Source organism: Rhizobium sullae (assembly GCF_025200715.1).
GTDB classification, from domain to species: Bacteria; Pseudomonadota; Alphaproteobacteria; order Rhizobiales; family Rhizobiaceae; genus Rhizobium; species Rhizobium sullae.
The window spans coordinates 407820-430534 of record NZ_CP104144.1; the positions used below are offsets into that span (position 1 = coordinate 407820).

Below are 22715 nucleotides of genomic sequence, written 5' to 3' on the forward strand. Positions count from 1 at the left end.
CGGCGGCGAAATCTATCAGAGCGGTGATGACTACTCTTAGCCTTCCGAGGGTGAGGCAAACCGCTCGGCGTCGAAACGTTCAGTGGCGGCGACAGGGATTATGTTCGCACCGGATGCTGCATCAGGATTTTGCTGAAGCGTGCGGCGGGAAACGCGAGGCGCTCTCATGCCAATCACCGCGCCCGGAGGGTGCAGCGCCCAATTCATCAGCGCTGCATCTGAAATCGATCCGAATAGATCTGCCTTTTCCCGGGAGGCAGCCATTGGCAGGGAGGCGATGATCGCGCCTTCTTTTGAGCCGGGACGTGCGGCAGCGAAAGGCTTGAAGCCCGTATAGGTCGCCGATGCAGATGAGCGTCTACCCGGAAGCACGCCGACTGGGCCAATCGAAGCAGTCTCCAGCTTGGCATCGGCACCCGCGTCGCCCCGTAAGTCGGATGGCCGCATCGCTGGTATCGGGATCGGGAAAGATGAAAGATCCAGTGAGGACCGTTCGTCCTCCCGTTCGGCCGCGTTGGTCTGCAAGGCAAGCACGTTCAATGCGCGGCTTCGCGGCGTGGGCAGGAGCGCCGTCACGAGGCTCCTGTCTGTGGCGTCGCGGCTCGAGGTGGCTGACGCTCCTGCGTCATCGTCTTCTCCAGCGGTGCTGGCAATCTGGATGGAGGAGGGGCCGGCGCGCTTCTTATAGTTCGCAACCGCCTGGTTATACCCCGGAAGCGGCCGGCCGTCGGCTGGAAGATGCACCGTCTGCCCGTTCGGGAATATTCGAGCGAGTTCCTGCCGAGACATGCGGGGCCATGCCCGGACGTTGCCGACGTCGAGATGCACGAAGGGCGATCCCGAGGTCGGATAATATCCGACGCCGCCGACCTGCATCTGCATTGCAAGCGCACGCAGCGTCGAAAGCTTCACGCCGGGAACATAGAAATCCATCGCCTTGCCAAGCATGTGCTGGCTCTTTCTGGCAACGCCCGTGCTACGCGAACGGTTGCGGAGCATGTTGTTGGTGGCCGGAGACCGGTAGGCGGAGACAATGTGGATGTAGTCCTTCGCGCCGCTGCGCTTGTACACTTCCCAGACCAGGTCAAGCAGCCGGGGATCCATGCGGGTAGGTTCGTTCCTTCGCCAGTCGCGCAGAAACCGATTTATCTGGGACAGCCCCTTTGGATCGAACCTTCCGTCGCGCTTGAAGGTAATCGTGGCCCTTTCGCCCGTATGGGTAAAGAACAGCTTCAACGTACGATCTTCGGCAGAGGCAAAAGATGCAGAACCGATAAGCGCAGGGAGTGCAAGCAGAGCCGGCAGAATGGTCTGGGCGGCGAGCCGTACCACACGCGACAGGAGTACAGCAATCCCGCCGCCTAAGGCTCCACCCGAGAGCGCTCTCACTGGATATTTCGACACGAACAAACCCGTCCCATACAAAACGCTCGACGACGTGCGGGAACGTCCGCATCCATCGCGCTCAATAAAACCACTTTATGGTCAACAAAGTCCTAATAGTGCGAGCAGATCGTGAATGGTTCCAGCGGGGCCGGTCACGCTCATTCTCTTCGATGCCTCGTGCTTGGCCAGCAGCTGACGCTCCCGCGCAGTTGAATTTGCTGATTACCTCATCGACGTTAAGTTCGTGATCAGACCTGCTTTAACTTCGAGCGCCGGTCGATTGACCTCCGGATGGCCTATGTCCCTCAACTGATCGGGCGTCAACTCTGCCAGTGCCTTCCGTTCCGCGACGGTCCGCCGCCACACCGCGAGGGCAGTGACGATCGTTGCTACGTTATTCGGCTTCGATCCAAGCAACTGCTTTTCCGACGCGCTGCCGACGGCGTGAGTTTCCGTGTGAACCATTTTCAGTCTCCCATTTTTGAGATTTGCGGATGGGAGAGTGCCACGGGGCTATTTTCTGACCGTTCGGCTATCCGTGAACCAAAAGTAAAAGTTCGACAGTCGCCGCTAAATCGGTGTTAAATCTATTCGCAGAAATGCTGTTTGCCTTGGCGGTCAAAGTCTGGAGAGGATCAGTGCGCATCAGGTTGCTGGGCGGCCTTGAAGTTACTTCTCCGGAACTCCGGCAAATCCGCTTTGCCACGCGCAAGACTTCGCTTCTTTTTGCTGCCCTGGTCCTCGGAGGCCGCCGCGGCTATCGTCGGGAACAGCTTTGTGAAGCCTTCTGGCCGGGACGAAGCAATGGGCAGGCCCGCAGTAGTTTGCGGCAGGCCCTGGTCGACATCAGGCGGGCGTTCCCGGCCGACAAGGATGCCGGCGTCTACATCGATGGAGATCAGAATGCCGTCGCGTTGATTGCCGGTCCGGATGAAGCGGATATTTCGATCTTCGACCGGAAACTGGTGGACGGCCGGCCCGCCGATCTCGCCTTCGCTGCGGATCTTTATCGCGGTGAGTTGCTTGCAGGGGAATCCATTCCGGACGGACTGGATGAATGGTTCGGACCCTACCAGGGCATGTATCAACGGAAGGCGCAGCAGCTGGTGGAGCGGCTGAGCCTTGCGCTTTCCGAGCCTGGCTCCGCGGAAGAATCAGCCTGCGAAGGGCTCGCGGAGAGGCTGCTTGCCTCGGATCCGACCGTGGAGGCCGCCCATCGCGCGTTGATCCGGATCCACGCTCTCAGGGGTCACGAAAACGCGGCCTTGCGCCAGTTGGAGTCCTGTCGGGCTCTCCTGCAGAAGCATCTAGGCGCCGAACCCGAGGCGCTGACGGCCTCCCTAGCGCCTTCGCTGCAATCACGGGCGAGACCCGAGTATCAGCGGATCACACCGGGACCTGACGTCGTTTCGCAGCCGCAGGTCTTCTCAGTTTCGACGAAGCATCACGATCGGCCGTCGGTTGCGGTGTTGCCGTTTCAGAATTTAAGCGGCGATATGGAGCAGGAATATTTTGCCGACGGCATAGTGGAAGACATCATCATCGCCCTGGCGCAATTTCGACACTTGTACGTCATCGCACGGAATTCGAGCTTCGCGTACAAAGGACGGGCCGTCGACATAAAGCAGGTCGGGCGCGAGCTGGACGTACGCTATGTGGTTGAGGGAAGCGTGCGCCGGACTGCTGACCGCCTGCGCATTGCCGGGCAGCTCATCGACACCTCGACGGGTGCACACCTTTGGGCCGATCGTTTCGACGGAACTGTGGCGAATGTATTCGATCTTCAAGATCAGGTCGCATCAAGTATCGTGGGCGCAATAACACCGAGACTAGAGGAGGCTGAGATCGAGCGCGCCAAACGCAAACCGACAGAGAGCCTCGACGCTTACGACTACTATCTTCGCGGCCTGGCGGCCTTTGACCGGACGATTACGAGTAGATCAGTCATTGACGATGCTTTGCGGCTCTTCATGAAGGCAGCCGACCATGATCCTGAGTTCGCAATCGCTTACGCCCGGGCGGCCCGGTGCTACGCGACCCGAAAGAGCAACGGCTGGATGGTCAATCCCGCAGAGGAGATTGCCGAAGCTACTCGACTGGCCAGGAGGGCGGTTGAACTCGGCAGGGATGATGCGATTGCGCTCTCCTACGGTGGATACGTCCTCGGTTATGTAGGCGGTGATCTTGACGAGAGTGCCGCTTGTATCGATCGAGCACTCTTACTCAACCCGAACTTGGCCGCTGCTTTGGGCGTGAGCAGCTGGGTGAAGGCTTGCCTGGGCGAACCGGAAAAGGCCGTCGAACACGCCGCGCTTGCCATGCGCCTAAGCCCATTTGATCCACGCCTGTTCGCTTGGCAGTTCAATACTGGGCTCGCTCATTTTTGTGCTGGCCGCTATGATGAGGCTGTCGCCTGGGCGGGGAAGTCGTTGCGGCACCAGCCGAACTACCCGAGCGCGATGCGTGTCGTGGCGGCGGGAAATGCCTTGGCAGGGCGGCTTGCAGAAGCACAGGACATGATCGCTCGTATATGCGAATTCGATCCGGCGCTCCGGCTTTCGAATCTTGTCGATGTGCTACCACCGTTCCGGCGACCGGACGATCGTGATCGCTACATCGATGCTCTTTGGAGGGCCGGACTGCCCGAGTAACGCCACAGCGGCGCGAGGCGAGATCTTCACGGACAAATCGCTTGCACACGTACCTTCTTAAAAAATGCCATCATCGGGTATATTTTGATATCAAAGTCATCGTTTCCGCCTCCCACAAGACACACTTCGCCCGTCGATCGTATCAATTTAGGAAGGCGTATGATGTTGTAGGTGGCAAGGGCAAAGCTGAAGTCTGCCTCCACCTTGTCCAGTCCGCGCACCTCGAGCTGCGCTAGGCCGGCCGTCGTCTTGACACCAAATATTTCCTCGATCCGCTTGCGGCAGCGAAGGCTGATCCCATACGGGTCTGCAACGTGGTTTGAGAGTCGATTGGCGTCCGTGCAGTGGCGGACGACAATCTGGACCTCCTAGCGAAGGCAGGAACCACTGTTAATTCGGCGCGAGTTTTTAAATCCCTGATCCGTCGAGGTGGTGGTCGTCGTCTCCTTCCCAGGGTGAGGGCATCGAGGTGCGACTGAGGTTGGCCGAGGGCATCGGCATCCAACACTTCAATTCCGGTTCGGCATATTCGATGATCTGCCCGGGCGAGGAATCAGACGCGCGCCAGCCTTCTCCCCCAAACTGATCGCCGTTCGACCAATACGCGAGGTCAACTTCTGCCGGACCCTGTTCGGAAGGGCGGATCGTGACCAGGATCCGACTACCATCTTTCGGTGCGCTTGCCATATGCCGCCAACGGTCTGGCTTGTCCATCGTTTTTCCTCCTGCCTTGCTACAGGTTGCGAATGTCGCCTCGCCATCGAAAACGGTCAACTCAAACTTTGCACAACCCATCCTCTATCGATGTCCGATCAGGGATCAACCCACGGTCGGTGGTAGCCGGGAACGATGTTCGCGAGCTGCGAGAATTCCTTGCGAAGGGCCGCCGAGCCTCAGTCAACGGCCCCGGGATGTTGATCGCGAAGGCTTGGAAGGCCGCAGGACGATCCCGAAGATCAGGATGTCTTTGAGGATCATTGCCGGACGTTTCTCTCGCAGCCACATTCAACTGACTGGCGAAACCACGGGCGATTGCCGCATGCGCATGCGGCAGCAGCAATTGCTCTACAGCGGCAGCAATCGTTCTGGCGCAGCCCCAGATCGGTTTCGCTAGATCATTACAGGACACGCCAGCAACGACTGTGTCGCCGATCGCTAAATACTTCACCAGCTTGACGGCGCTTCCCGTCCAGGAAGCGTAAGCCACCCTGGATCTAGCACCAAGATAGAACAAAGGAGTTTTCAAAGATGAACCAGATGATCAACAACACTCAGGAGGCAAGCATGAAACTGGACAACACCTCACATCCCGGTAAACCGGGCTCTGGCGAACTGGTTCCGTCGCGCTACGCAGTGCGGATCGGCGAGATTGACGTGCTGGTGGTCAGCGATGGAGTGCTGCCGCTCCCAACCGTGATGTTGGGCCACAACGCCGACCCGGCCGCCCGGGCCGCCTGGCTGGGCGACATGTTCCTGCCGCCGGACGCCTTCGACTGGGCGCTGAACGTGGTCGTCGTGCGCAGCGGCGGGCAGACCATACTCATCGACGCTGGGCTGGGACTCGACCCGGACTTGAACCTGCCGCGGGCCGGGCAGTTGATAAAGCGACTGGAGGCCGGCGGCATCGATCTTGCATCCGTGACCGACGTGGTGCTGACCCACATGCACATGGACCACGTTGGCGGGCTGCTCGTCGACGGGGTGAAGGAACGGCTGAATCCGGACCTGCGGATCCATGTGGCCGCTGCCGAGGTCAAATTTTGGGAGTCGCCCGATTTCTCGCGCGTCTCGATGCCGGCGGGCTTCCCGGACGCGCTTCGGGCGGCCGCCAAGCGGTTCAGCAAAGAGTACCAGAGCCAGCTGCGGTTGTTCGAGGATGAGCACGAGGTGGCGCCGGGCGTCGTCGTCTCTCGGACCGGCGGCCACACCCCCGGGCACAGCGTCGTCCGCGTGGCCTCAGGCAACGACCGGCTGATGTTTGCCGGCGACGCCGTGTTCGCGGTCGGCTTCGATCACCCCGACTGGCACAACGGTTTCGAACATGACCCCGAGGAGGCTGCCCGCGTTCGGGTCCGGCTTTTGCAGGAGCTGGCAGCGACCGGCGAACTGCTGGTGGCAACTCATATGCCGTTTCCTTCCGTTGGCCATGTCGCAGTCGACGGCAACGCCTTTCGTTGGGTACCGGTCTTCTGGGACTACTGATCGCATGTTGAATTAAGGCCGAACCAGAGCGTGCATCCTTGAGGGCCGTGTCCAGCTCGGCCTTCAAGCCCGAGCTTCAACCAGGCCTTCACCAATCCGCCTATTGAACCACGCGCACCGCATGGGCGCGCAGCAAATGGAGCATCTTATGAAAATCGTAATTATCGGCGGAACCGGCCTGATCGGTTCCAAGACTGCAGAGCGCTTGCGCAAGAAGGGGCATGACGTCATTGCTGCCGCCCCGAAAACCGGCGTCAATACCCTCACCGGAGAGGGCTTGGCGGAAGCGCTGAAGAATACCGAGGTGGTGATAGACCTCGCGAACTCGCCATCCTTCGAGGATAAGGCCGTGCTCGAATTCTTTCAGACGGCGGGCAAGAACCTGATGGCAGCGGAAATCGAGGCCGGCGTGAAACACCACGTCGCGCTTTCCATCGTCGGCACGGATCGGTTGCCGGATAGCGGCTATCTTCGAGCCAAGGTCGCCCAGGAAAAGATCATCCGGGCAGCCGGCGTTCCCTATACGATCGTGCGTTCCACACAGTTCATGGAGTTTCTCGGCGGCATTGCCCAGGAGGGCACGGTTGGTAACACGGCCCGCCTGTCGACGGGTTCCCTGCAGCCGATCGCGTCCGACGACGTCGCCGATTTCGTAACGGACGCAGCCCTTGCCGCGCCGACGAACGGCATCGTCGAAATCTGCGGCCCCGAGCGCGCGCGACTCTGCGATTTCGCCGCGCGATACCTCAAGGCGATCGGAGATTCCCGCACCGTTATCGCGGATCCGGATGCCCCCTATTTCGGGACCAAACTGGAAGACGGTTCACTCGTTTCGGACAATCAGCCTCGCATCGGCCGCATCGGTTTCGATGATTGGTTTGCGACAGCACCCAGAAAATAACGACTTGCATATGGGCCGCCTCAGAGGCGGACCCGCGCCTCAGTCACGAAAGGACGATAGACATGATCAAGTCATTGTATTTTGCCGTTGCGTTGACGGCTCTCCTATCAGGTTCGGCTCTTGCACATGATACGCCGGGCGGCGGCGAGGGCGCGAAGGTTACGCTGGTCTATGAGCATGAACTGCCGAACGTTCCAGGCAAGAGCATGAAGGGCGTTCTCGTCGAATATGCTCCCGGCGGGTTCTCGGAGGGCCATACGCATCCAGCCTCCGCCTTCATTTATGCGACCGTCCTCGAAGGCGCGATCCGCAGTCAGGTCAATGATGGCCCCGTTACAGTGTATAAGGCCGGTGAAAGCTTTTCGGAATTGCCGGGCGATCGCCACGGTGTCAGCGAAAACGCCAGCAAGACCAAACCGGCAAGGCTGCTTGCAGTCTTCGTCGTCGATAGCGCCCAGCAAGAACTGACATTCCCGATCAAGAAATAGGCTATCAGGCCGGGCCTGCAGTACCGGTGCCCGGCCGCTCTTTGACGCAACCATAATCGGTGATTCCTGCCATGTTTGGTGATGACAATTTCGTGCCGCTTGTTCTGGTCAACCTTCTGGGAATTGCCGGCATCGTCGTGTGGCACATCCAGGGCGGCAACCGTCCGACGGGCCGCTTGATCGTCCAGATCCTGTTCTTTACCGGCATGAGCCTCGTGCTCTATATGGCGCGCATCGCTCCGCACCAACCCGACGGTATCTATACGCAGGGTTTTGGCGCGCTGCTTTCCAAATCGGCCAGAATCCTGTGGTGGACCCATCTCGCCTGGACGATCATCGGCTTCATCCAGATCTACGTCAGATTGAACCGCAAGCCACGGGAAGCACATCTCATCCAGGATATGGCCATTGCGGTCATCTATCTAGGCGTGGCGCTTTCCGTCGTCGGTTTCGTCTTCGGCATGCCGGTCGGCACCTTGGTTGCGACCTCGGGCGTCATAGCCGTCATCTTCGGTCTTGCGTTACAGAACACGCTCGGTGATGTCTTTTCCGGCATCGCGCTGACACTCGGCAGGGCCTATGCATTAGGCGACTGGGTACAGTTGACCGACGGCACTGAGGGCCGCGTCATCGAAACGAACTGGCGCTCCACCAACCTGCTGACCGTTACGCACAATGTCGTCGTGCTACCGAACAGCATCCTGGCAAAGCAGGGCGTGACAAATCTCAGCCGCCCTGACGAGACCCACCAGATCACGTTGCGTGCGCGCATCGCTGCAACGCAAAGACCACGCCTTGTCGAGGAAGTCATGCGGTCTGTGCTGCAAGCCAGCGTCCTAATCATCAAGGACCCGCCGCCGGTCGTTGCCATCAAAGCCATCGACGCGATTGCGATCGAAGTCGAGCTGCAGTTTCGCGTCGACAGCGTCGCCATCCGAACGCCCGCCAAGAACGAGATCGTCGACTTGCTTCATGACCAATGCGGAGCAAGTGGGCTTTCGTTGGCCATGCCTGCCGAAGGCCTCGCTTTCGTACCGGCACTGATCGGCAACCAATACCCTGCAGTGAGTAACGACACGCATTCATCCCGGCCGGTCTAGGATACCGTCTCATAAGATCGTAGCCAGATATGATTGAGGCGAGCTGGACGGATGCGAAAAAATCGCGCATTTGCCGTATCTAGTTGCGATGGCAATTAAGAATTTGAACATTTCGAAAATCATTCATCAGGTTGCGTTATTCATAAGACCGCGAGCTGAAGATCGCCCTGATGTCCGGTGGCTGCCGCGGCAAAGCGAGGGCCGCGAACCGATAACAGACGCTTTATGGATGCGATGTTCTGGACGGCCGTTCGGGTGCGCGCAGACGCGACCTCCCAGAGCGATTGGCGATTGTCACACGGTCAAGCGGCACCACTGTTGACTGGGTGGAGCGGGGCGTGCTGCAGGACCCCTTTGACAGCCTCAGCTATGATGGTGATTTCGAATGGTTGTGCGTGAATGCCACAATCATTCGCACTCATCAGCATGCCAGGCGCATGCAGGCAAAAGGGCCTGATGCCGAAGGTCTGGGACCGTTTCAAGGCAGGCTCAGGCACCAAGCTCCATGTCGCGACCGACCGGAACCGATCGATGAATTGACGGCACGCGTCACGAGCACGCCGGAATATGGCAAGCTGCGCTCTTGCAGAGAGCGCAGCTCGTGTCGTGATGCGATCAGAGGTCCGTCACACGCTCCGGATCGGCGGAAGCCAGCGCAGCGGCGCGCTCGGGCTGCGGCGGATAGATCCAGACGGTGTTGATTTCCTGCTTGGTCGCCTTTGCTTTCTCGCCGACCATCTCCACTTTGCGATCCCAGCCTCGGGTAAAGAGGGCTCCGGCATCGCCAAGGTCAAGGCAGGTGACATAGGCTTCCTGATGATATTGCCGTGCCTGCACGCCCAGCAGTTCAGCGGCGGCATTGTTGCCCGCGAAGGCGCCCATGCGAGTGGCGTGCTGGCACGACATCAGTGCATAGTTGCCGAAGTCGTCGCAAGCGGCGCGAGCCGCATCCCCGGTGGCGAAGACACCGGGCACGGACGGCACGCGCAGGCAGCCATCGACCAGCAGCCGGTCGAACTTGTCACGCTCGCCGGGAATTTTGGTGGTTAGCGGATTGGCCCGCATGCCTGCCGCCCAGATCACTGTCATGGTTTCGATGTGCTCGCCGGTGCTCAGCGTAACGCCGGATTTATCCAGCGACGAAACGCCGGCATTGAGCCGCGTTTCCACGCCGAGCTTGTGCAGTGCCTCCTCGATGATCGGGCGCGGACCTTCGCCCATGTCGGGGGCGACTGCGCTGCTGCGGTCGACGATGATTACGCGCGGATTGGCGGTTTTGTCGAACAGGGTTCTTAGCCGCGAAGGCATCTCGGTCGCCGCCTCGATACCTGTGAAACCGGCGCCCGCAACAACGATGGTGTCGCGCGCGGCCGAGGCCGGCATCTTCGCAAGCGCGTGGAGGTGGCGATTGAGGGCAATGGCGTCATCGATGTTGTCGATGCTGAAGGCGTATTCGGCAAGGCCCGGAATATTGGGGCGGAACAGCCGGCTGCCCGTGGCGAGCACAAGGCGATGATACTGAAGGCTCTTTCGTTCGCCCTTGGCATTAACGACATCTGCGGTGCGGGCCTTCGTGTCGATCGCTTCGACGCTGCCCTGCATGTAGGTGACATCGATGGCGTCAAATACATCCTGCAGAGGTGCCGTCAGGGTCTCGGGTTTCGGCTCATAAAGCCGGGGGCGGATGACGAGCGTCGGTTCCGGGGACACGAGCGCGATTTCGAGTTCTTCGGGCGAAATGCCTTCGATATCGCGCAGGCGGGCTGCGGAAAGTGCGGCGTACATGCCGGCGAAGCCGGCGCCCACGATCACAAGTCTCATGTTATTCACTCCGTTGTTTTTAGTTTCAAAGGGCCGCGCGTCACCGTCGCCGCTCCTGATGGGCGGCGAGGTGGTCGGCAATCGATGGCGCGCGGATCGGTGAAGCGACTTCGCTCAGGCCGTGATGAAGGCCAGCATGTCGGCATTGACGACATCTGCATGGGTCGTGCACAGCCCATGCGGCAGTTTCTCGTAGATTTTCAGCGTGCCGGCCTGCAGGAGCTTCGCCGACAACAGAGCGGCGGCACCGATGGGAACGATCTGGTCGTCATCGCCATGCAACACGAGCGTCGGCACGGTGATGCTCTTCAGGTCCTCGGTGAAATCCGTCTCCGAGAATGCCTTGATGCCGTCGTAATGTGCTTTCGCGCCGCCCATCATGCCCTGACGCCACCAATTTGAGATGACCGCCTCCGAAGGCTCGGCACCCGGGCGGTTGTAGCCGTAGAAGGGGCCGCTCGGAAAATCGCGATAGAACTGCGAACGGTTGGCAGCCAGCTGACTGCGCAATCCGTCGAATGCCTCGATCGGCAAACCGCCGGGATTGGCGGCGGTTTTCAGCATCAATGGCGGCACGGCAGCAATCAGGATCAGTTTGGCAACGCGACCCTTGCCATACCGCGCGACATACCGCGCGGCTTCACCGCCGCCGGTAGAGTGGCCGACATGGATCGCGTTGTGAAGATCGAGGTAGTCGATCATTGCGGCAGCATCGGAGGCGTAGTGATCCATGTCATGACCGTCGCTCACCTGGCTCGATCGGCCATGACCGCGGCGATCATGAGCGATCACGCGAAAGCCCTTGCCGAGGAAGAAGAGCATTTGATTATCCCAATCGTCGGAGCTGAGCGGCCAGCCGTGGTGAAAGACGATCGGCTGAGCGGACTTCGGTCCCCAGTCCTTGTAAAAAAGTTGAACACCGTCGCTGGTTGTAATGGAGGTCATTGTGCTGATCCTTTGTAGGGCCCGTCATCGAATCGGACGGACAGTTGCTAAAATCGGGTATGCAAGCCGCTACGGGTCGCTTCGTTGCGATTGATCCGTAATCGGTGCCCAGACCATCCTTTGTCTCCGCAGGATCCGTTGGTACGGGCGCAATGGTGTTTTAGCGAAACAGGTCTGCGGCTGCGCCAGAGGGATTGGCGCCATTGCAGAGCAATTGCGGTTAGCGGATGCGCGCCGCGCATCGCCCGGCGCTTTACCGGTCAGCTTTCGAAATGCGGCGGCCAAGGGTGTTTGCGAGGCGCAGTCAAGTGGGGCCGCGACCAACGCCATGCCAGTGGAATCGCGTGGCGTGTCGTCGCTTGTTCGAGCCGATGACGTTGCAGCGGAGAACGCGACAGTCCGGAATCTGAGGCGAGGCGAAAGAAGATTTCGGTCAGCCGTGGCGCCGCCGCCAATCGGTCGGTGTTTCACCGGTCAATTTTCGGAATGCAGCTGCAAATGCTGTTTGCGAGGCATAACCGAGGGAGGCCGCGACCAACGCGATCGAATTTTGAGGATCACGTAGCATGTTTATGGCCTGCTCGAGCCGATATTGACGGAGCCAGTTGTGAGGCGAAAGCCCTGTGCTTTCCTTGAAGGCGCGACAGAAATGAAAACGCGACAACCCGGAATCGGCAGCGAGGGCCCCGAGGGAGACGTCCGCGTCGGCGTCCGACCGCAATCGTTCGATGGCCCGGCGCAGCACGCTCGGCGCAAGGCCGCCCAGCGCCGGCTGATAGCTCGGTGCCTTGCCGGTGTGCGCAGCCAGCAGGCGCGTGGCCAGAAGGTCAGTCAACTGCTGCCTGAACAGTGTATCCAGTGCCGTATTGCCTTCCAGGACATCGGCCGCGCTCAGGAGCAATCGGGATGTAATGAGGTCCGGATGCGCCGTTCGCTCCAAGAGATCGGTCGGCGTGAAGGTATCGGTTTCGTCGGCAATGCGCGTCAGTGTCGTGCGGGGAAGATAGAGCTGAACGACATCAACCGGTTTTGGAATATCCCATCGGGAGCTTGATCCAGCCGGGATGATGATCACAACCCCGCGACGAAACGTTCCGCTCTCGATCGATCTTCCGGACCGCCGTTCCATGCGCTGTATCACGCCGTTGTAAGCCATGATGACGTGGTCGGTCATGGGTTCGACGACGTCATGCAATGCGTCGTGATTCCAGTGCGCGATTGCACCACCGGAGGGGTCCGCCGCAAGATGAATTGGCGCAGTCCTCAGAACGCGCGACATCTCGTTAGCAGGATTCTGATCGGCGGCCGGCATTTCCTCCCGGCGCGCGCCGATTGTCTCAGCCGGCAAGCTCTCGAGAGGATCCGAGGGGGAAGACAAGCTCATGGATGCGTGCTCGTCGATTGGCGCTGCTTGCGTGCGATTCTTGCAACAATTGCCAGCTCGTCGAGCACCCGACTATAGTGGCCAGCCCTGTTAGTCTTATTACGCATGACATCCCCATGTCCTGAGCAATTCCGCTGTGCTCTGGTTATTCGCGCGTTGCTAGATGCAGCGAGGATATCAAGATTTTTCGCGGGCGAAACCTATTCTCCAGGATAGGTTGCGTTCGCGATTTGGCCTCGTTCTGGGATCTGCCGACGACAATCGTGTGCTCTATCACGATAGCGCAGTTTTGACGCGATGTGCCAACGTATTGCTGTAAGAGTGGAAACTGTCAGGCGTGTCACGAGAGACGATGGTGTATGGCCGTAGCCGATGTGCGAGCTCTTTGAGATCAGTGAAACACCGGCAAGAGACCTATTGAATGAAGGAATTGCCAGCGCACGAACATTGAACCGGCAATTCGATGGCGTGTGTTCAGGCCCCAGTGCCATAATTCACTTTGATCGCATCTGGTCGAAATACCGCGTCGGCGATTCCAATCCGTTCAAGGCGAGGGAATGCAACGCTTTGTTTCCTTAGCCAGAGGCGACCTCGAGGGTGCTTTCGTCGGGCAGAGGCTCATTTCCGCAAGCCGGCCACTGAAAGTGTTGTCATCGAAATTGCCCGGCGGCGTGGGGAGTTTTCTGTCACGACTTGGCTAGATGGCAACTATTTGGATATGGCGCGCTCGCAAAAACGAGCTTGCTCTTTTTCCGGCGACCGCACGATCACCCTATATCTATAGGGGCAAGCAAAGCGCTAAGCGAAGAGGAAAAACTTGAACGAGATCCACATCACCAAGCGAGAGAGGGAAATCTTGACGCTCATGTGCGACGGAAAGAGCGCGCAGGAGATTGCGATCATCCTCGGTTGCTCGGTGCATACCGTGCGAACGCATATCGAATCGCTGAAGGATACATTTGCAGTCTACAAGGACACGGCTCTGGTGGCGGCGGCGCTACGGACAGGCGTGATTGAGTGATGAAATGCATCACGCAGTCCAGGAAACGTGCTCCTAGAAATGACTGGCGTCGTCTCCTCCCGTGCCGCGCCAACCCTGCCGTATGCCCGTGAACGCATTTTTTCATTTTGATGCAGGCAAAGACCCAGTATTGCATAGGCAATCGTATCGGGAATGGCTTGATTTGAAAACAGGACGGCGGCTTTCGGTATCTGGCGCATCTAAAGGACGGGATCGCAATGATGATCGTCCAGGCATCAGCCCGGTTGACATTGCAGACCACAATTCGCGAACGGCCTTGGGGCTCCTGCGCCGCTTTGGGCCGCTTACCCGCCAGGAACTTTCCAGGCATCTTGGGCTCACGGAGCCAGCGATAACGGGGATCATGCGCCGGCTGGCCGATGCGGGCCTAGTCAGCGGGCAAAAACGGCCCACAACTGCGCATTACACAGCGGTTGAGTTCTCGTTGCGAGCCGACGCCGCATATTCCCTGGGAATTCGCCTCGGTGCGGATGGTGGCGAAACTGTCATGATGGATCTTGCAGGTAAGATTCTTCAGCAGCGCGCCTTCACAGGACCCGAAGGGATCAATGACGCTGTTTTGCACATCCGGCGTGCCGCTGGCACTTCGGGCAAACTGCTCGGATGCGGCATTGCCCTTGCAACCGGGTTCCCTCTTGATCGGAGAGCTATCGAGGATACCCTTGAACGGGAGGTCGGCCCGCTCTTTTTTCTTGATGACACCGAGGCGGCGATCAATGCCGAGCGTATGCTCGGCATTGGCGACCGCGAAGGTGGCCTGGTGATCATCATCGTCGACGAGACTGTTCGCGCCGGACTTTTGATCGGAGGGCGGCCGTTCCGCGGTTTCCACGGATTGGCCGGCCAGATCGGCGATATGTGCTCGGGTGTTGACGGCGCGAGCCTAAACGACGTCGCGACCTTGCCCTCGCTCAAAAAGCACCTTGCAGCCCACCCGGGTGAACCAGATGCTTGGGTTGCGATTGCAGCGCGGCATCTTCATGAGATGGTCCTGGCGATTTCAGGATTTATCGCTCCGGGCGCCATCCTGATCGGCGGTGCTCTGCCCGATGATGTTTTTGAGGCAATCATTGCGCGCTTGTCGCGTGAACGGGATGATAAAATTCGCGATCTCGTGATTGCGCCTTGGATACCATCCGTGCGGCGTGCTTCCTTTCCTCGGGCAGGGGTCGCCGTCGGCGCCGCATTGCGTCCGTTCTCCGAGACACTTTAACCCGATACCCGTCCGTGACCTCTCCGTCGCCCGACTGTTGAGCGGCACTGCCAACTGTCATGTGACCGTGATCGGGTCCTGGGCCTGCCGGCTGCTGATTGGATTTCGAAATCTTTGACCCGGTTCGGCAGACGGCAACCCAAGACGATGAGCGAGCGGGATCGCAGCAGCACCGAGAGCTGCGGCATCTTCAGAGCCTGCTGCCCGGTGAAGGGACGGCGCTCGTGCGCCAAGCCGGGTAATCTCCTCGTGGACGTAGACGAGCAGTTCATCAATGAGGCGAACAGGAAAGCGGCCGCCGATGAGAACGCCTTCCGGGTCGACGATCAAGCCGATATCGACAATTGCTTGGGCAAGCTTAATGCTGATCTTTCGCAGCCAGCCACTGACGAGGTTGCGTCCCCTCTCGTTAAGGTTGAGAAGATCTCCCGGCGTTGTCGCCTTGATGCCATTGCGCCCGAGATAGTCGAAGAGGATAAAGAGCGAGAACATTTCGCCAAGTGGTTGCGTGCTGCCCGCAAACGGGCCATCGTCAAAGACGACCGGCAGCCACCCGATTTCTCCACCGATTCCGCTGGCTCCCTTATGACGGACCCCATCTATGACGAGGCTGCCGCCAAGACAGGCATTGGCGAGGATGTAGAAGAAACTGCCGATTTCCGTACCGAGACCATACTCGATTTCACCGAGCGCAGCTGCGTTAGCATCATTGTCGATGAACACTGGGTGATCGGACATTGCCTCCAGCGCGCCGCGCACGTCATAGCCATTCCATTGCCGGTATTCTGATGGAAAGCCGATGACTTTAACCTCTCCGAGCCAGTCAGGAATAGCAAGGCCAACTCCCGCCAGACGAGCTTCTTCGATGACCCTGCGGCGGCGGAAGGAGGATAGTGCATCTGCCATCAAGCCCACGAAGTCGTCTGGTAACAGAAAACGCCTTTCGTGATGGATGCGTCCGCGTACCGTCCCGGCCGCATCCACAGCGACGATCGTCAGGTGATCGCGATCGATATTCGCGCCAACCGAAAACACTCCTTCGGGATCGATCTCCAGCTCGATGGCAGGTTGTCCCCGAAGGCCGTGCCTGCGGCGTGCCTCCATAACGAGCCCTTCATCGAGCAAACGATCCACGATGCGGGTCACGGCCTGCTTCGTCAATCGCGATTGGTGGGCAAGCTCCGTGCGCGAGATCGGGGCGCCGCGATGAATCGCGGCGAGAATCATCGCACGATTAGCGGCTGCAGCCTGCTCCGTATTCGAGCCCGACAATATCAATCCCGGTGTCCCTTCCCGCCTGATCCAATCCGGACGGAGACTAGGCGATGTCCTGCATGCGAAACGCGGTCGAGGACCTCTTGCATCGACCGGTATCGCATCAAGTCTTGGTTACGCGCCAGCTTTTGACCTCAAAGGGCCGCAAACCGGTATTCGGGACCTTGTCCATCGGTTCTTCCAGGATACTGACAACGCCGTTGTTCTGCCAACGCTCCGGAAGACATAACTCAAAATTACCGCGGCGTCCCGCCGGTTCGTACACGCGCACGATGAGGCCGTCACCGTCCTCCGAAGATTTGACGGCGGACAGCGCAGCATCAATGCCAGCCGTTGCGAGCGGCTGCCACCTGCCCGTTGCGCGATCGGCAACCGGGATCGTCAATAGAGGCTGGTTTAGGTCCTCGGCTTCCTCCCTGACGCCGCCCTCGTACCACGCGCCTTCGTGCGGCATCAGCGAATAGGTAAAGGTCTGGATGCCTTCGTCGGCGAGGGGATCTGGATAGATCGGCGCGCGCAGAAGGGAGAGGCCCAGGACGTTGCCGCGCACGCTGTGGCCGTACTTTGCGTCATTGAGGATGGCAACGCCGAAGCCGGGCTCCGAAAGATCGGCAAAGCGGTGGGCAGGCGCCTCGAACATCGCCGCATCCCAGGAAGTGTTCGAATGCGTCGGACGTTCCACGACCCCGTAGGCGCATTCGCAGGTTGCCTTCGCGTGACGCACGGCAACGCCCGTCAGGGTGCGAAGGAAGACACGCCGGTCATGCCAGTCAAGTTCTGTCTGTATGTCCAGCCGCAGCGCGTTGGCACCAAGCGACAGAAGCTGCGTAATGCGCGAGTGGCGCCAGGTTCGAACGATCTTGATCGCCGCGCGATGCGGGCCGTTCTCGATCAGTTCAAGGCTGTCGAGTGCAGTGATCTCTTCGCCGCGAGCGGCGTAATCTTCCTCGACATCCCAGGCGTCCCAATTGCGCGGCTTATCGGCTGGATAGACGAAAAGGCGGTTGCCGCACCCCTCGAGCGCCTCACGCCCTGTCGGCTTATGCAGAATGCTGGCGATCGAGCCATCGTTGGCAAGTGTCACTTTCAGGACAGCATTTTCCAGATGGTCGCGCCCGGCCGAAAGGCCGGTCTTCGGCTGGAGTGCTCCGGTATCCACAACGGCAATGCCAAGGGGCGCAATCTGTCCCTCAGCTGAGACTGTGCTTCCATCCGATAGCGTCAAGCGGATTGGACGTTCAGACAGTGACGGATTGACGACCAGAACATTGTTGCCTTCTCCAATCGGCAACTGCGCAGCTATTGCTTTCATCGCCGCTACTTGGGCGAAGTGCGCCTCTGCCGCGACTGCCTCGAGTTCGTTGGTAGCATCGGTATAGACCTCGGCGATCGACGACCCGGGGAGGATGTCATGAAACTCGTTCTTTAAGACGACACGCCATGCCGGCTCCATTGATGCCGGCCGCTCGCCTCCCAGAAGATAGGCAAGGCTGGCCAGCGTCTCGGCGGTAATCAAACTGCGCTCTGCTCTGCGGTGAAGCCGCTTGACGGTGCTCTGACTTGTAAGGGTTGCGCGGTGCAGTTCGAGGTAGATCTCACCTTGCCAGACGGTCAAGTCTTTCTTGGCTGCCGTGTCGTGCGCATCCTCGAAGAAGTCGTGCACCCTTGTCCACCGTGCATGCGGCAAAGCCGGGAAGAAGCGCAGTTGCTCTTCCCGCATAATCATTTCCGGCGTCACGCCGCCGCCGCCATCGCCGTAGCCCACGGCAAGCAGGGTGGCCTTGTGCTTGTCCTTCTGGCGGAAGTTCTTCCAGGTCGGCACGAAGCAGTCCGGGCGCACGAAGCCATTGTAACCCTGCATCGGATTGTCGAATGTGTGGGCGAGAACCCGGCTCCCATCAAGGCCTTCCCACCAGAAGAGATCGGCCGGGAACTGATTGGTTTCCGACCAGTTGACCTTGATCGTGAAGAAGCTGTTCATGCCGCCCTGACGAAGAAGCTGGGGCAGGGCGCCGGAAAAACCAAAGCAATCTGGCAGCCAGCAGACGGTATGGCGAGTCCCGAAGGTCCGTTCGAAATAACGCTGGCCGTAAAGGATTTGCCGGCTGAGGCTCTCGCCGGTCGGCATGTTGGTGTCGGGTTCGACCCACATGCCGCCAAGCGTTTCCCATTGGCCTGCCTTCGCACGCTCGATGATGCGCTCCAGCAAATCCGGATCGTCTTCGGCGATCTGCGCGTAGTAATGGGCCGTGGACTGGTTGAAGCGGAAATCGGAGGACTGCTCCATGAGCGACAACGCCGTATGGAAAGTACGGCGCATCTTCCGCCGGGTTTCGCTGTAAGGCCAAAGCCATGCAAGATCGATATGCGCATGGCCGGTCAGGGCGATCTCGCCTTGCGGCGGAAAACGCTGGCGCAGCTGCTTGAGCTGTCCAACAAGTGTGTCGTAGGCTTGGAGCACGCTGGCGCGCTGGCCTTGATTGAGACCCTCGGGCGTGGCCTCGAGTGGCGGCAGCTGCCAAATCTTCTGTTGCACCGGCGAAGGCGCCGTCCGTGCTACATAGGCGGCCGTGGCCGACGGCCAGTCAAGGCCGCGCATGGCGTGTTCGGCAATATCCAGGAGATGCGGAACGGCCTCGTGGCCGTCGAGGATATCGGCCGCCTCGGTGATCTGGCGCAAAAGCACCCAGAGCCGGTCGACGGCCGTGTCCAGCCAGATTACTGCCGCATGTTCTAGCCTCGGGTGCCGCACGGGCTCGCCGAAGGGCAGGCGGGCGACGGTTTCGGAAGCGATCCGGATGCTGCGCGAAGGGACAAGGAATTCCCGATGATAGGGATCAAGGCCAAGTCGCGTTTCATTCCCGGTCTCGTCGGTGAGCGTGATCAGGCCTTCGCCGCCAAGGTCGAGCACGAGCCGAGCATCGTCAAGGGGCCAATGGCCGGGCAAGGTGGTTGCGCCGGAAAAATGCACGGGACCATCTTTGCGCGGCCACGCATCGCCGATTGCGATGGGCTCCCCTTCAAGCGTCCAGCCATCTATCTGCATTATTTGGCGCGAACGCCAGTATTCCAGCTCTGCGATGCGGACGCGAATGCGGTCGAGGCGTTGGATAAGAGTAAGCGTCATGATGATATCCTGAGATGTGAATGCAATATCAGCCCTTGACGGCGCCCTCCGTCATGGCGCCGAGGATGAGCCGCTGGAGGGTGAGAAAGGCAATAATGGCTGGGACGACCGATACAAGACAGGCGGCCGCCAGCAACTGGAGGGAGGAGTCGTTTTGCGTTCCGGCGTATTGAAATATCCCAACGCCGATCGGCGTGAGGGATTCCTTGCTGATGAGGAGAAATGGGACGAGAAACTGCGACCACCCGGCGATGACCGAGATGATGAAGGCTGAGGCGATGCCTGGCGCCGACAACGGAAGTATGATCCGCCAAAAGACGGCGAAATGACTGCAGCCGTCAATAAGTGCGGCCTCGTCAAGGCTTTTCGGAATGCCGTCGATTGAGCCCTTCAATATCCACGTCACCATTGGTACCGCGAGTGCAATATAGACCATCGTTGCGCCGAAATGGCTGTCGGTCAGGTGAAGCGCTGCCATGTAGCGGTAAAGTGGCACCATGATAACAAGTGGTGAAATCATCTGAAAGGCAAGCAGGACCATCATCCAAGGTCCTTTGCCGCGAAATGGAAAACGGGAAAAGGCATAGGCGGCCGGCAGCGCCACGATCAGGCAGCCGATTGCGCTGCACGAGGATAGGACGAGCGCATTCCAGAGATACCCCGCGAACTTGTCGGAGGATAAGATGGCGGCGAAATTTTCCAAAGTCGGCGCCTTCGGGATAAAGCGGCTCACGCCCAAAAAGATCTCCCTGCGCGTTCTCAGCGCGAGCGACAGCAGCCAAAGCAAGGGCCAGGCGAAGAAAAGAAACGTCATGGCGAGAAACAGATAGCTCAGAGCATCGCCAACGCGATCTTGTCTGGAAGCCCTCACGACGGTTCTCCTTTTGGCAAAAAACGAGCATATACGAGCGCAAGGCCAAGGCTGATAGCGAGCATTAGGATCGACAGGACGGCGCCGGCCGCAAGGTCGTAATTACGGAACACGACGTTGAAGGTGTATAGCGAGAGAACCTCGGTCGCGCGGCCAGGGCCGCCGCCGGTCAGAGAAATGATGGCGTCAAACGTGTTCAACGTCTGGATTGTGATGAGGATCATGTTCACCAGGATCGCGGTCCGCAGCTGGGGTAGAGTGATATAGATCAGCCGCTGCCATGGATTTGCGCCGTCAACGTCCGCCGCCTCGTAAAGAACAGGATCGATGGCCTTGCTTGCCGCATACATCACGACCATCGAGAACGCCGTGCCGCGCCAGACATTGGAAATGACGACCGACCACATGACCATGTGCGGATCGGACAGCCATTGGACAGCCGGCACGCCGATCACGCGCAAAAGGCTGTTCAACCCGCCAAATGGCGCTTCGTTGAAGAGCATTTTCCAGATGATGCCGCCGGCAATACCTGGAACAACCCAGGCGACAAGGGCTGTGGTTCGCACGATCGTCGTGCCGAAGAGCCGGCGCTTCTCGCCGTGCAAAACAATCAAGGCAATGAAAAGCCCGAAAAATTGCTGCGCAACAACGCTCGACGCGGTGAATACGAATGTCACCCACAGGATTTGTAAAAGCTCGGGCTTCGACAATGTGCTGACGATCGTCTGCAGCGTATACTCCTCGTCCCTGCCAAGCAGCGAAACGTTGGTGAATGCGAAGCGAAAGACGTCCAGCAAGGGGTAAAGATAAAAGACGCCAAGGACAAGAATGAGCGGCATAAGCCAAGGCAGCGGGAAGGGACTATGCCGTCCGGCGGTTCTCCTGCCGAGTCTTCGGGGGCTCTTGGCGGCAATGCTTGCATCCATCATAGGTCCGGTCCGGCCATTTCATCGCTGGGCAGCGTTTGCACAGGTTGACTGGCGGTGAGGGTCTCGGTCCACGCCGCCAAGTCCTTATTTTAGCTGCGTTTGAAGGCGCTCAGCGAAGCGCTGAAGGCCTCGTCCACGGCGGCCTCGGTCGGCTGGGTACCCGTCAGCACCTTGCCCATCATGATCTGAATCTGATTGGAGATTTCAGGATAGACAGGCGCGCCGGGCCGGGCTTGTCCGTCCTTGAGTGCTGCCGCAAAGGTCTTGTTGGCCTCTGACGAGAACACCTCGTACTTGTCATAGAGATCGGCGCGGGTCGGAAGCTGTTCCTGCAACGCGTTGGCCGGCCCCATATAGATATCGCGGGCAAGTTCAGCGCAGAGCTTCACCTTTTCAGTGTCCTTGCTGAAAGCCGCCACCGTCCAGCCGCCTGTACCTGTTGATCGCTGGTCCGCTGCCGGGCCAGGAAGCGGGGAGAAAACCCATTTGGCGAATTCATCTGGGTCAAGCGCTGTCCTGAGCTGTGCATATTGCCAGTTGCCACCGACGAAAAGCGCAGTCGTCCCGGCCGCAGCCGCTGCATTGAAATCGTCGTAATCGCCAATGGTCGCTACACGTTTGGGAGCGGCTCCGGACTCAACGAGATCGCGATAATAGTTGACGGCCTTGATGAATTTGTCGCGATTTTCACCCTCGCCGAAAATCGGCTTGCCATCGTCATCGACCAATTTGCCACCCTGTGCCCAGAAATTGGCGAGCCAGTCGAACGTTGTTCCTTCATAGCGGCCGCCGTTGAACAGAACGCCTTCCATTCCCTCCTCGACTGAGGAGAGCGCCGCCTTCTTCAAATCGTCCCAGGTCTGCGGCGCATCAGGAACAATCTCCTTGTTCCGGTAAAGAACACGAAGATCCGTCGACCACCACCATGCGTAGATGTTGCCGTCCGAGCCGGTTATGCCCTCGCGGATAAAGGGGAAGAGCTGGTCAATTTCCTCTTTGGTGAAGTAAGGCGAGAAGGATTGCAGGACGCCGGCTTTCTTGAAGAGCGGGAGGACGAATGAGTCGACGGCCGCACAATCCGGGGCCGATCCCGATTTGGCCTGCTCGAGCATGCGCGCCTGTTCCTGACCGATATCCCCCGACATCATCTGCAACTCGATCTGCCAGTCGGAATGCTTGGCGATGAAGTCATTGAACAGCTTGCTGTAGCCTTGAGCGTAGGCCGGCTCGTTGTTGCGCGGGCCATCCGTGGTCATCCGGAAAACCAGCTTGTTGGGCGCGTCGGGCTTGCCGACGACGTCGCCCGTGATGGCCTCTTGTGCCGGGCTGCCATGCGGTGCGGCTAAAACGGTGGTTGCCGCCAGTGCAAGAATGAGTGCT

18 protein-coding genes and 1 pseudogene are annotated in these 22715 nt (G+C 59.3%); 7 read left to right on the top strand and 12 right to left on the bottom strand.

Translation table 11 applies throughout. The features are described 5' to 3' along the window. Window positions 1-36: 36 nt before the first annotated feature. Window positions 37-1410, bottom strand: a complete 1374-nt coding sequence (locus tag N2599_RS22610; protein ID WP_027512725.1) for a peptidoglycan L,D-endopeptidase MepK — start codon at window positions 1408-1410, stop codon at window positions 37-39. A gap of 198 nt (window positions 1411-1608) precedes the next feature. After that, window positions 1609-1851 carry a DUF1127 domain-containing protein gene (locus tag N2599_RS22615; protein ID WP_027512726.1) on the bottom strand — a complete coding sequence of 81 codons (243 nt, stop codon included), beginning with the start codon at window positions 1849-1851 and terminating at the stop codon, window positions 1609-1611. 173 nt (window positions 1852-2024) lie between these two features. Between N2599_RS22615 and N2599_RS22620 the strand changes: the two genes are divergently transcribed. Beyond that, window positions 2025-4037 carry a BTAD domain-containing putative transcriptional regulator gene (locus N2599_RS22620; RefSeq protein ID WP_027512727.1) on the top strand — a complete coding sequence of 671 codons (2013 nt, stop codon included), beginning with the start codon at window positions 2025-2027 and terminating at the stop codon, window positions 4035-4037. A 107-nt stretch (window positions 4038-4144) separates the two neighbouring features. Here N2599_RS22620 and N2599_RS22625 read toward each other — a convergent pair. Together N2599_RS22625 and N2599_RS22630 are read right to left on the bottom strand one after the other, a co-directional pair. Then, a pseudogene (locus N2599_RS22625) lies at window positions 4145-4339 on the bottom strand (IS5/IS1182 family transposase); the annotation flags it as partial. Between the two features lie 106 nt (window positions 4340-4445). Beyond that, entirely contained in the window at window positions 4446-4751 is a 306-nt protein-coding gene (locus tag N2599_RS22630) for a hypothetical protein (protein ID WP_027512728.1), read from the bottom strand. A gap of 534 nt (window positions 4752-5285) precedes the next feature. On the opposite strand from N2599_RS22630, the gene N2599_RS22635 reads away from it, so the two are divergent. The 4 genes from N2599_RS22635 to N2599_RS22650 all read left to right on the top strand — a co-directional run bounded on the left by N2599_RS22635 (window position 5286) and on the right by N2599_RS22650 (window position 8728). After that, window positions 5286-6239: an MBL fold metallo-hydrolase gene (locus N2599_RS22635; protein WP_198521602.1), complete on the top strand. Its 954-nt coding sequence runs from the start codon at window positions 5286-5288 to the stop codon at window positions 6237-6239. Window positions 6240-6387: 148 nt separating this feature from the next. Beyond that, window positions 6388-7140, top strand: coding sequence for an SDR family oxidoreductase (locus tag N2599_RS22640; RefSeq protein WP_027513538.1), 753 nt, complete (start codon window positions 6388-6390; stop codon window positions 7138-7140). A 62-nt stretch (window positions 7141-7202) separates the two neighbouring features. Beyond that, complete coding sequence (locus N2599_RS22645; protein WP_027513537.1) at window positions 7203-7628, top strand: cupin domain-containing protein; 426 nt, start codon at window positions 7203-7205, stop codon at window positions 7626-7628. Between the two features lie 71 nt (window positions 7629-7699). Beyond that, a complete protein-coding gene (locus N2599_RS22650; protein WP_027513536.1) occupies window positions 7700-8728 on the top strand; it encodes a mechanosensitive ion channel family protein in 1029 nt (342 codons plus the stop codon). 615 nt (window positions 8729-9343) lie between these two features. Here N2599_RS22650 and N2599_RS22655 read toward each other — a convergent pair. The 3 genes from N2599_RS22655 to N2599_RS22665 form a co-directional block, all read right to left on the bottom strand. Then, on the bottom strand, window positions 9344-10549 hold the full coding sequence (locus N2599_RS22655; protein WP_027513535.1) for an NAD(P)/FAD-dependent oxidoreductase: 1206 nt from the start codon (window positions 10547-10549) through the stop codon (window positions 9344-9346). Window positions 10550-10663: 114 nt separating this feature from the next. After that, window positions 10664-11494: an alpha/beta fold hydrolase gene (locus tag N2599_RS22660; protein WP_027513534.1), complete on the bottom strand. Its 831-nt coding sequence runs from the start codon at window positions 11492-11494 to the stop codon at window positions 10664-10666. Between the two features lie 433 nt (window positions 11495-11927). After that, the gene (locus tag N2599_RS22665; protein ID WP_027513533.1) at window positions 11928-12878 is read right to left on the bottom strand and encodes a helix-turn-helix domain-containing protein; all 951 of its coding nucleotides are present in this window, start codon (window positions 12876-12878) and stop codon (window positions 11928-11930) included. Between the two features lie 817 nt (window positions 12879-13695). Between N2599_RS22665 and N2599_RS22670 the strand changes: the two genes are divergently transcribed. Together N2599_RS22670 and N2599_RS22675 are read left to right on the top strand one after the other, a co-directional pair. Next, a complete protein-coding gene (locus tag N2599_RS22670; protein WP_027513532.1) occupies window positions 13696-13899 on the top strand; it encodes a response regulator transcription factor in 204 nt (67 codons plus the stop codon). A 61-nt stretch (window positions 13900-13960) separates the two neighbouring features. Next, a complete protein-coding gene (locus N2599_RS22675) occupies window positions 13961-15133 on the top strand; it encodes an ROK family transcriptional regulator (RefSeq protein ID WP_245209327.1) in 1173 nt (390 codons plus the stop codon). A 57-nt stretch (window positions 15134-15190) separates the two neighbouring features. On the opposite strand, the gene N2599_RS22680 is transcribed toward N2599_RS22675, so the two are convergent. From N2599_RS22680 to N2599_RS22700, 5 genes are all read right to left on the bottom strand, one after another. Next, window positions 15191-16360, bottom strand: a complete 1170-nt coding sequence (locus N2599_RS22680) for an ROK family transcriptional regulator (RefSeq protein WP_084606719.1) — start codon at window positions 16358-16360, stop codon at window positions 15191-15193. Between the two features lie 151 nt (window positions 16361-16511). Further along, entirely contained in the window at window positions 16512-19535 is a 3024-nt protein-coding gene (locus N2599_RS22685) for an alpha-mannosidase (RefSeq protein WP_027513529.1), read from the bottom strand. 28 nt (window positions 19536-19563) lie between these two features. Continuing rightward, a complete protein-coding gene (locus tag N2599_RS22690) occupies window positions 19564-20349 on the bottom strand; it encodes a carbohydrate ABC transporter permease (RefSeq protein ID WP_051336833.1) in 786 nt (261 codons plus the stop codon). A gap of 53 nt (window positions 20350-20402) precedes the next feature. After that, window positions 20403-21335 carry a carbohydrate ABC transporter permease gene (locus N2599_RS22695; protein ID WP_027513527.1) on the bottom strand — a complete coding sequence of 311 codons (933 nt, stop codon included), beginning with the start codon at window positions 21333-21335 and terminating at the stop codon, window positions 20403-20405. Between the two features lie 89 nt (window positions 21336-21424). Next, a complete protein-coding gene (locus N2599_RS22700; protein WP_375714151.1) occupies window positions 21425-22708 on the bottom strand; it encodes an extracellular solute-binding protein in 1284 nt (427 codons plus the stop codon). Between the last annotated feature and the right edge of the window lie 7 nt (window positions 22709-22715).

Excerpts from the sequence above, each read along its gene's own strand:
- N2599_RS22640 (WP_027513538.1), top strand. The coding sequence starts at position 6,388 with ATGAAAATCGTAATTATCGGCGGAACCGGCCTGATCGGTTCCAAGACT.
- N2599_RS22650 (WP_027513536.1), top strand. The coding sequence starts at position 7,700 with ATGTTTGGTGATGACAATTTCGTGCCGCTTGTTCTGGTCAACCTTCTG.
- N2599_RS22680 (WP_084606719.1), bottom strand. The coding sequence starts at position 16,360 with ATGATTCTCGCCGCGATTCATCGCGGCGCCCCGATCTCGCGCACGGAG.
- N2599_RS22665 (WP_027513533.1), bottom strand. The coding sequence starts at position 12,878 with ATGAGCTTGTCTTCCCCCTCGGATCCTCTCGAGAGCTTGCCGGCTGAG.
- N2599_RS22655 (WP_027513535.1), bottom strand. The coding sequence starts at position 10,549 with ATGAGACTTGTGATCGTGGGCGCCGGCTTCGCCGGCATGTACGCCGCA.
- N2599_RS22615 (WP_027512726.1), bottom strand. The coding sequence starts at position 1,851 with ATGGTTCACACGGAAACTCACGCCGTCGGCAGCGCGTCGGAAAAGCAG.
- N2599_RS22630 (WP_027512728.1), bottom strand. The coding sequence starts at position 4,751 with ATGGACAAGCCAGACCGTTGGCGGCATATGGCAAGCGCACCGAAAGAT.
- N2599_RS22635 (WP_198521602.1), top strand. The coding sequence starts at position 5,286 with ATGAACCAGATGATCAACAACACTCAGGAGGCAAGCATGAAACTGGAC.
- N2599_RS22645 (WP_027513537.1), top strand. The coding sequence starts at position 7,203 with ATGATCAAGTCATTGTATTTTGCCGTTGCGTTGACGGCTCTCCTATCA.
- N2599_RS22660 (WP_027513534.1), bottom strand. The coding sequence starts at position 11,494 with ATGACCTCCATTACAACCAGCGACGGTGTTCAACTTTTTTACAAGGAC.
- N2599_RS22685 (WP_027513529.1), bottom strand. The coding sequence starts at position 19,535 with ATGACGCTTACTCTTATCCAACGCCTCGACCGCATTCGCGTCCGCATC.
- N2599_RS22690 (WP_051336833.1), bottom strand. The coding sequence starts at position 20,349 with ATGACGTTTCTTTTCTTCGCCTGGCCCTTGCTTTGGCTGCTGTCGCTC.
- N2599_RS22695 (WP_027513527.1), bottom strand. The coding sequence starts at position 21,335 with ATGATGGATGCAAGCATTGCCGCCAAGAGCCCCCGAAGACTCGGCAGG.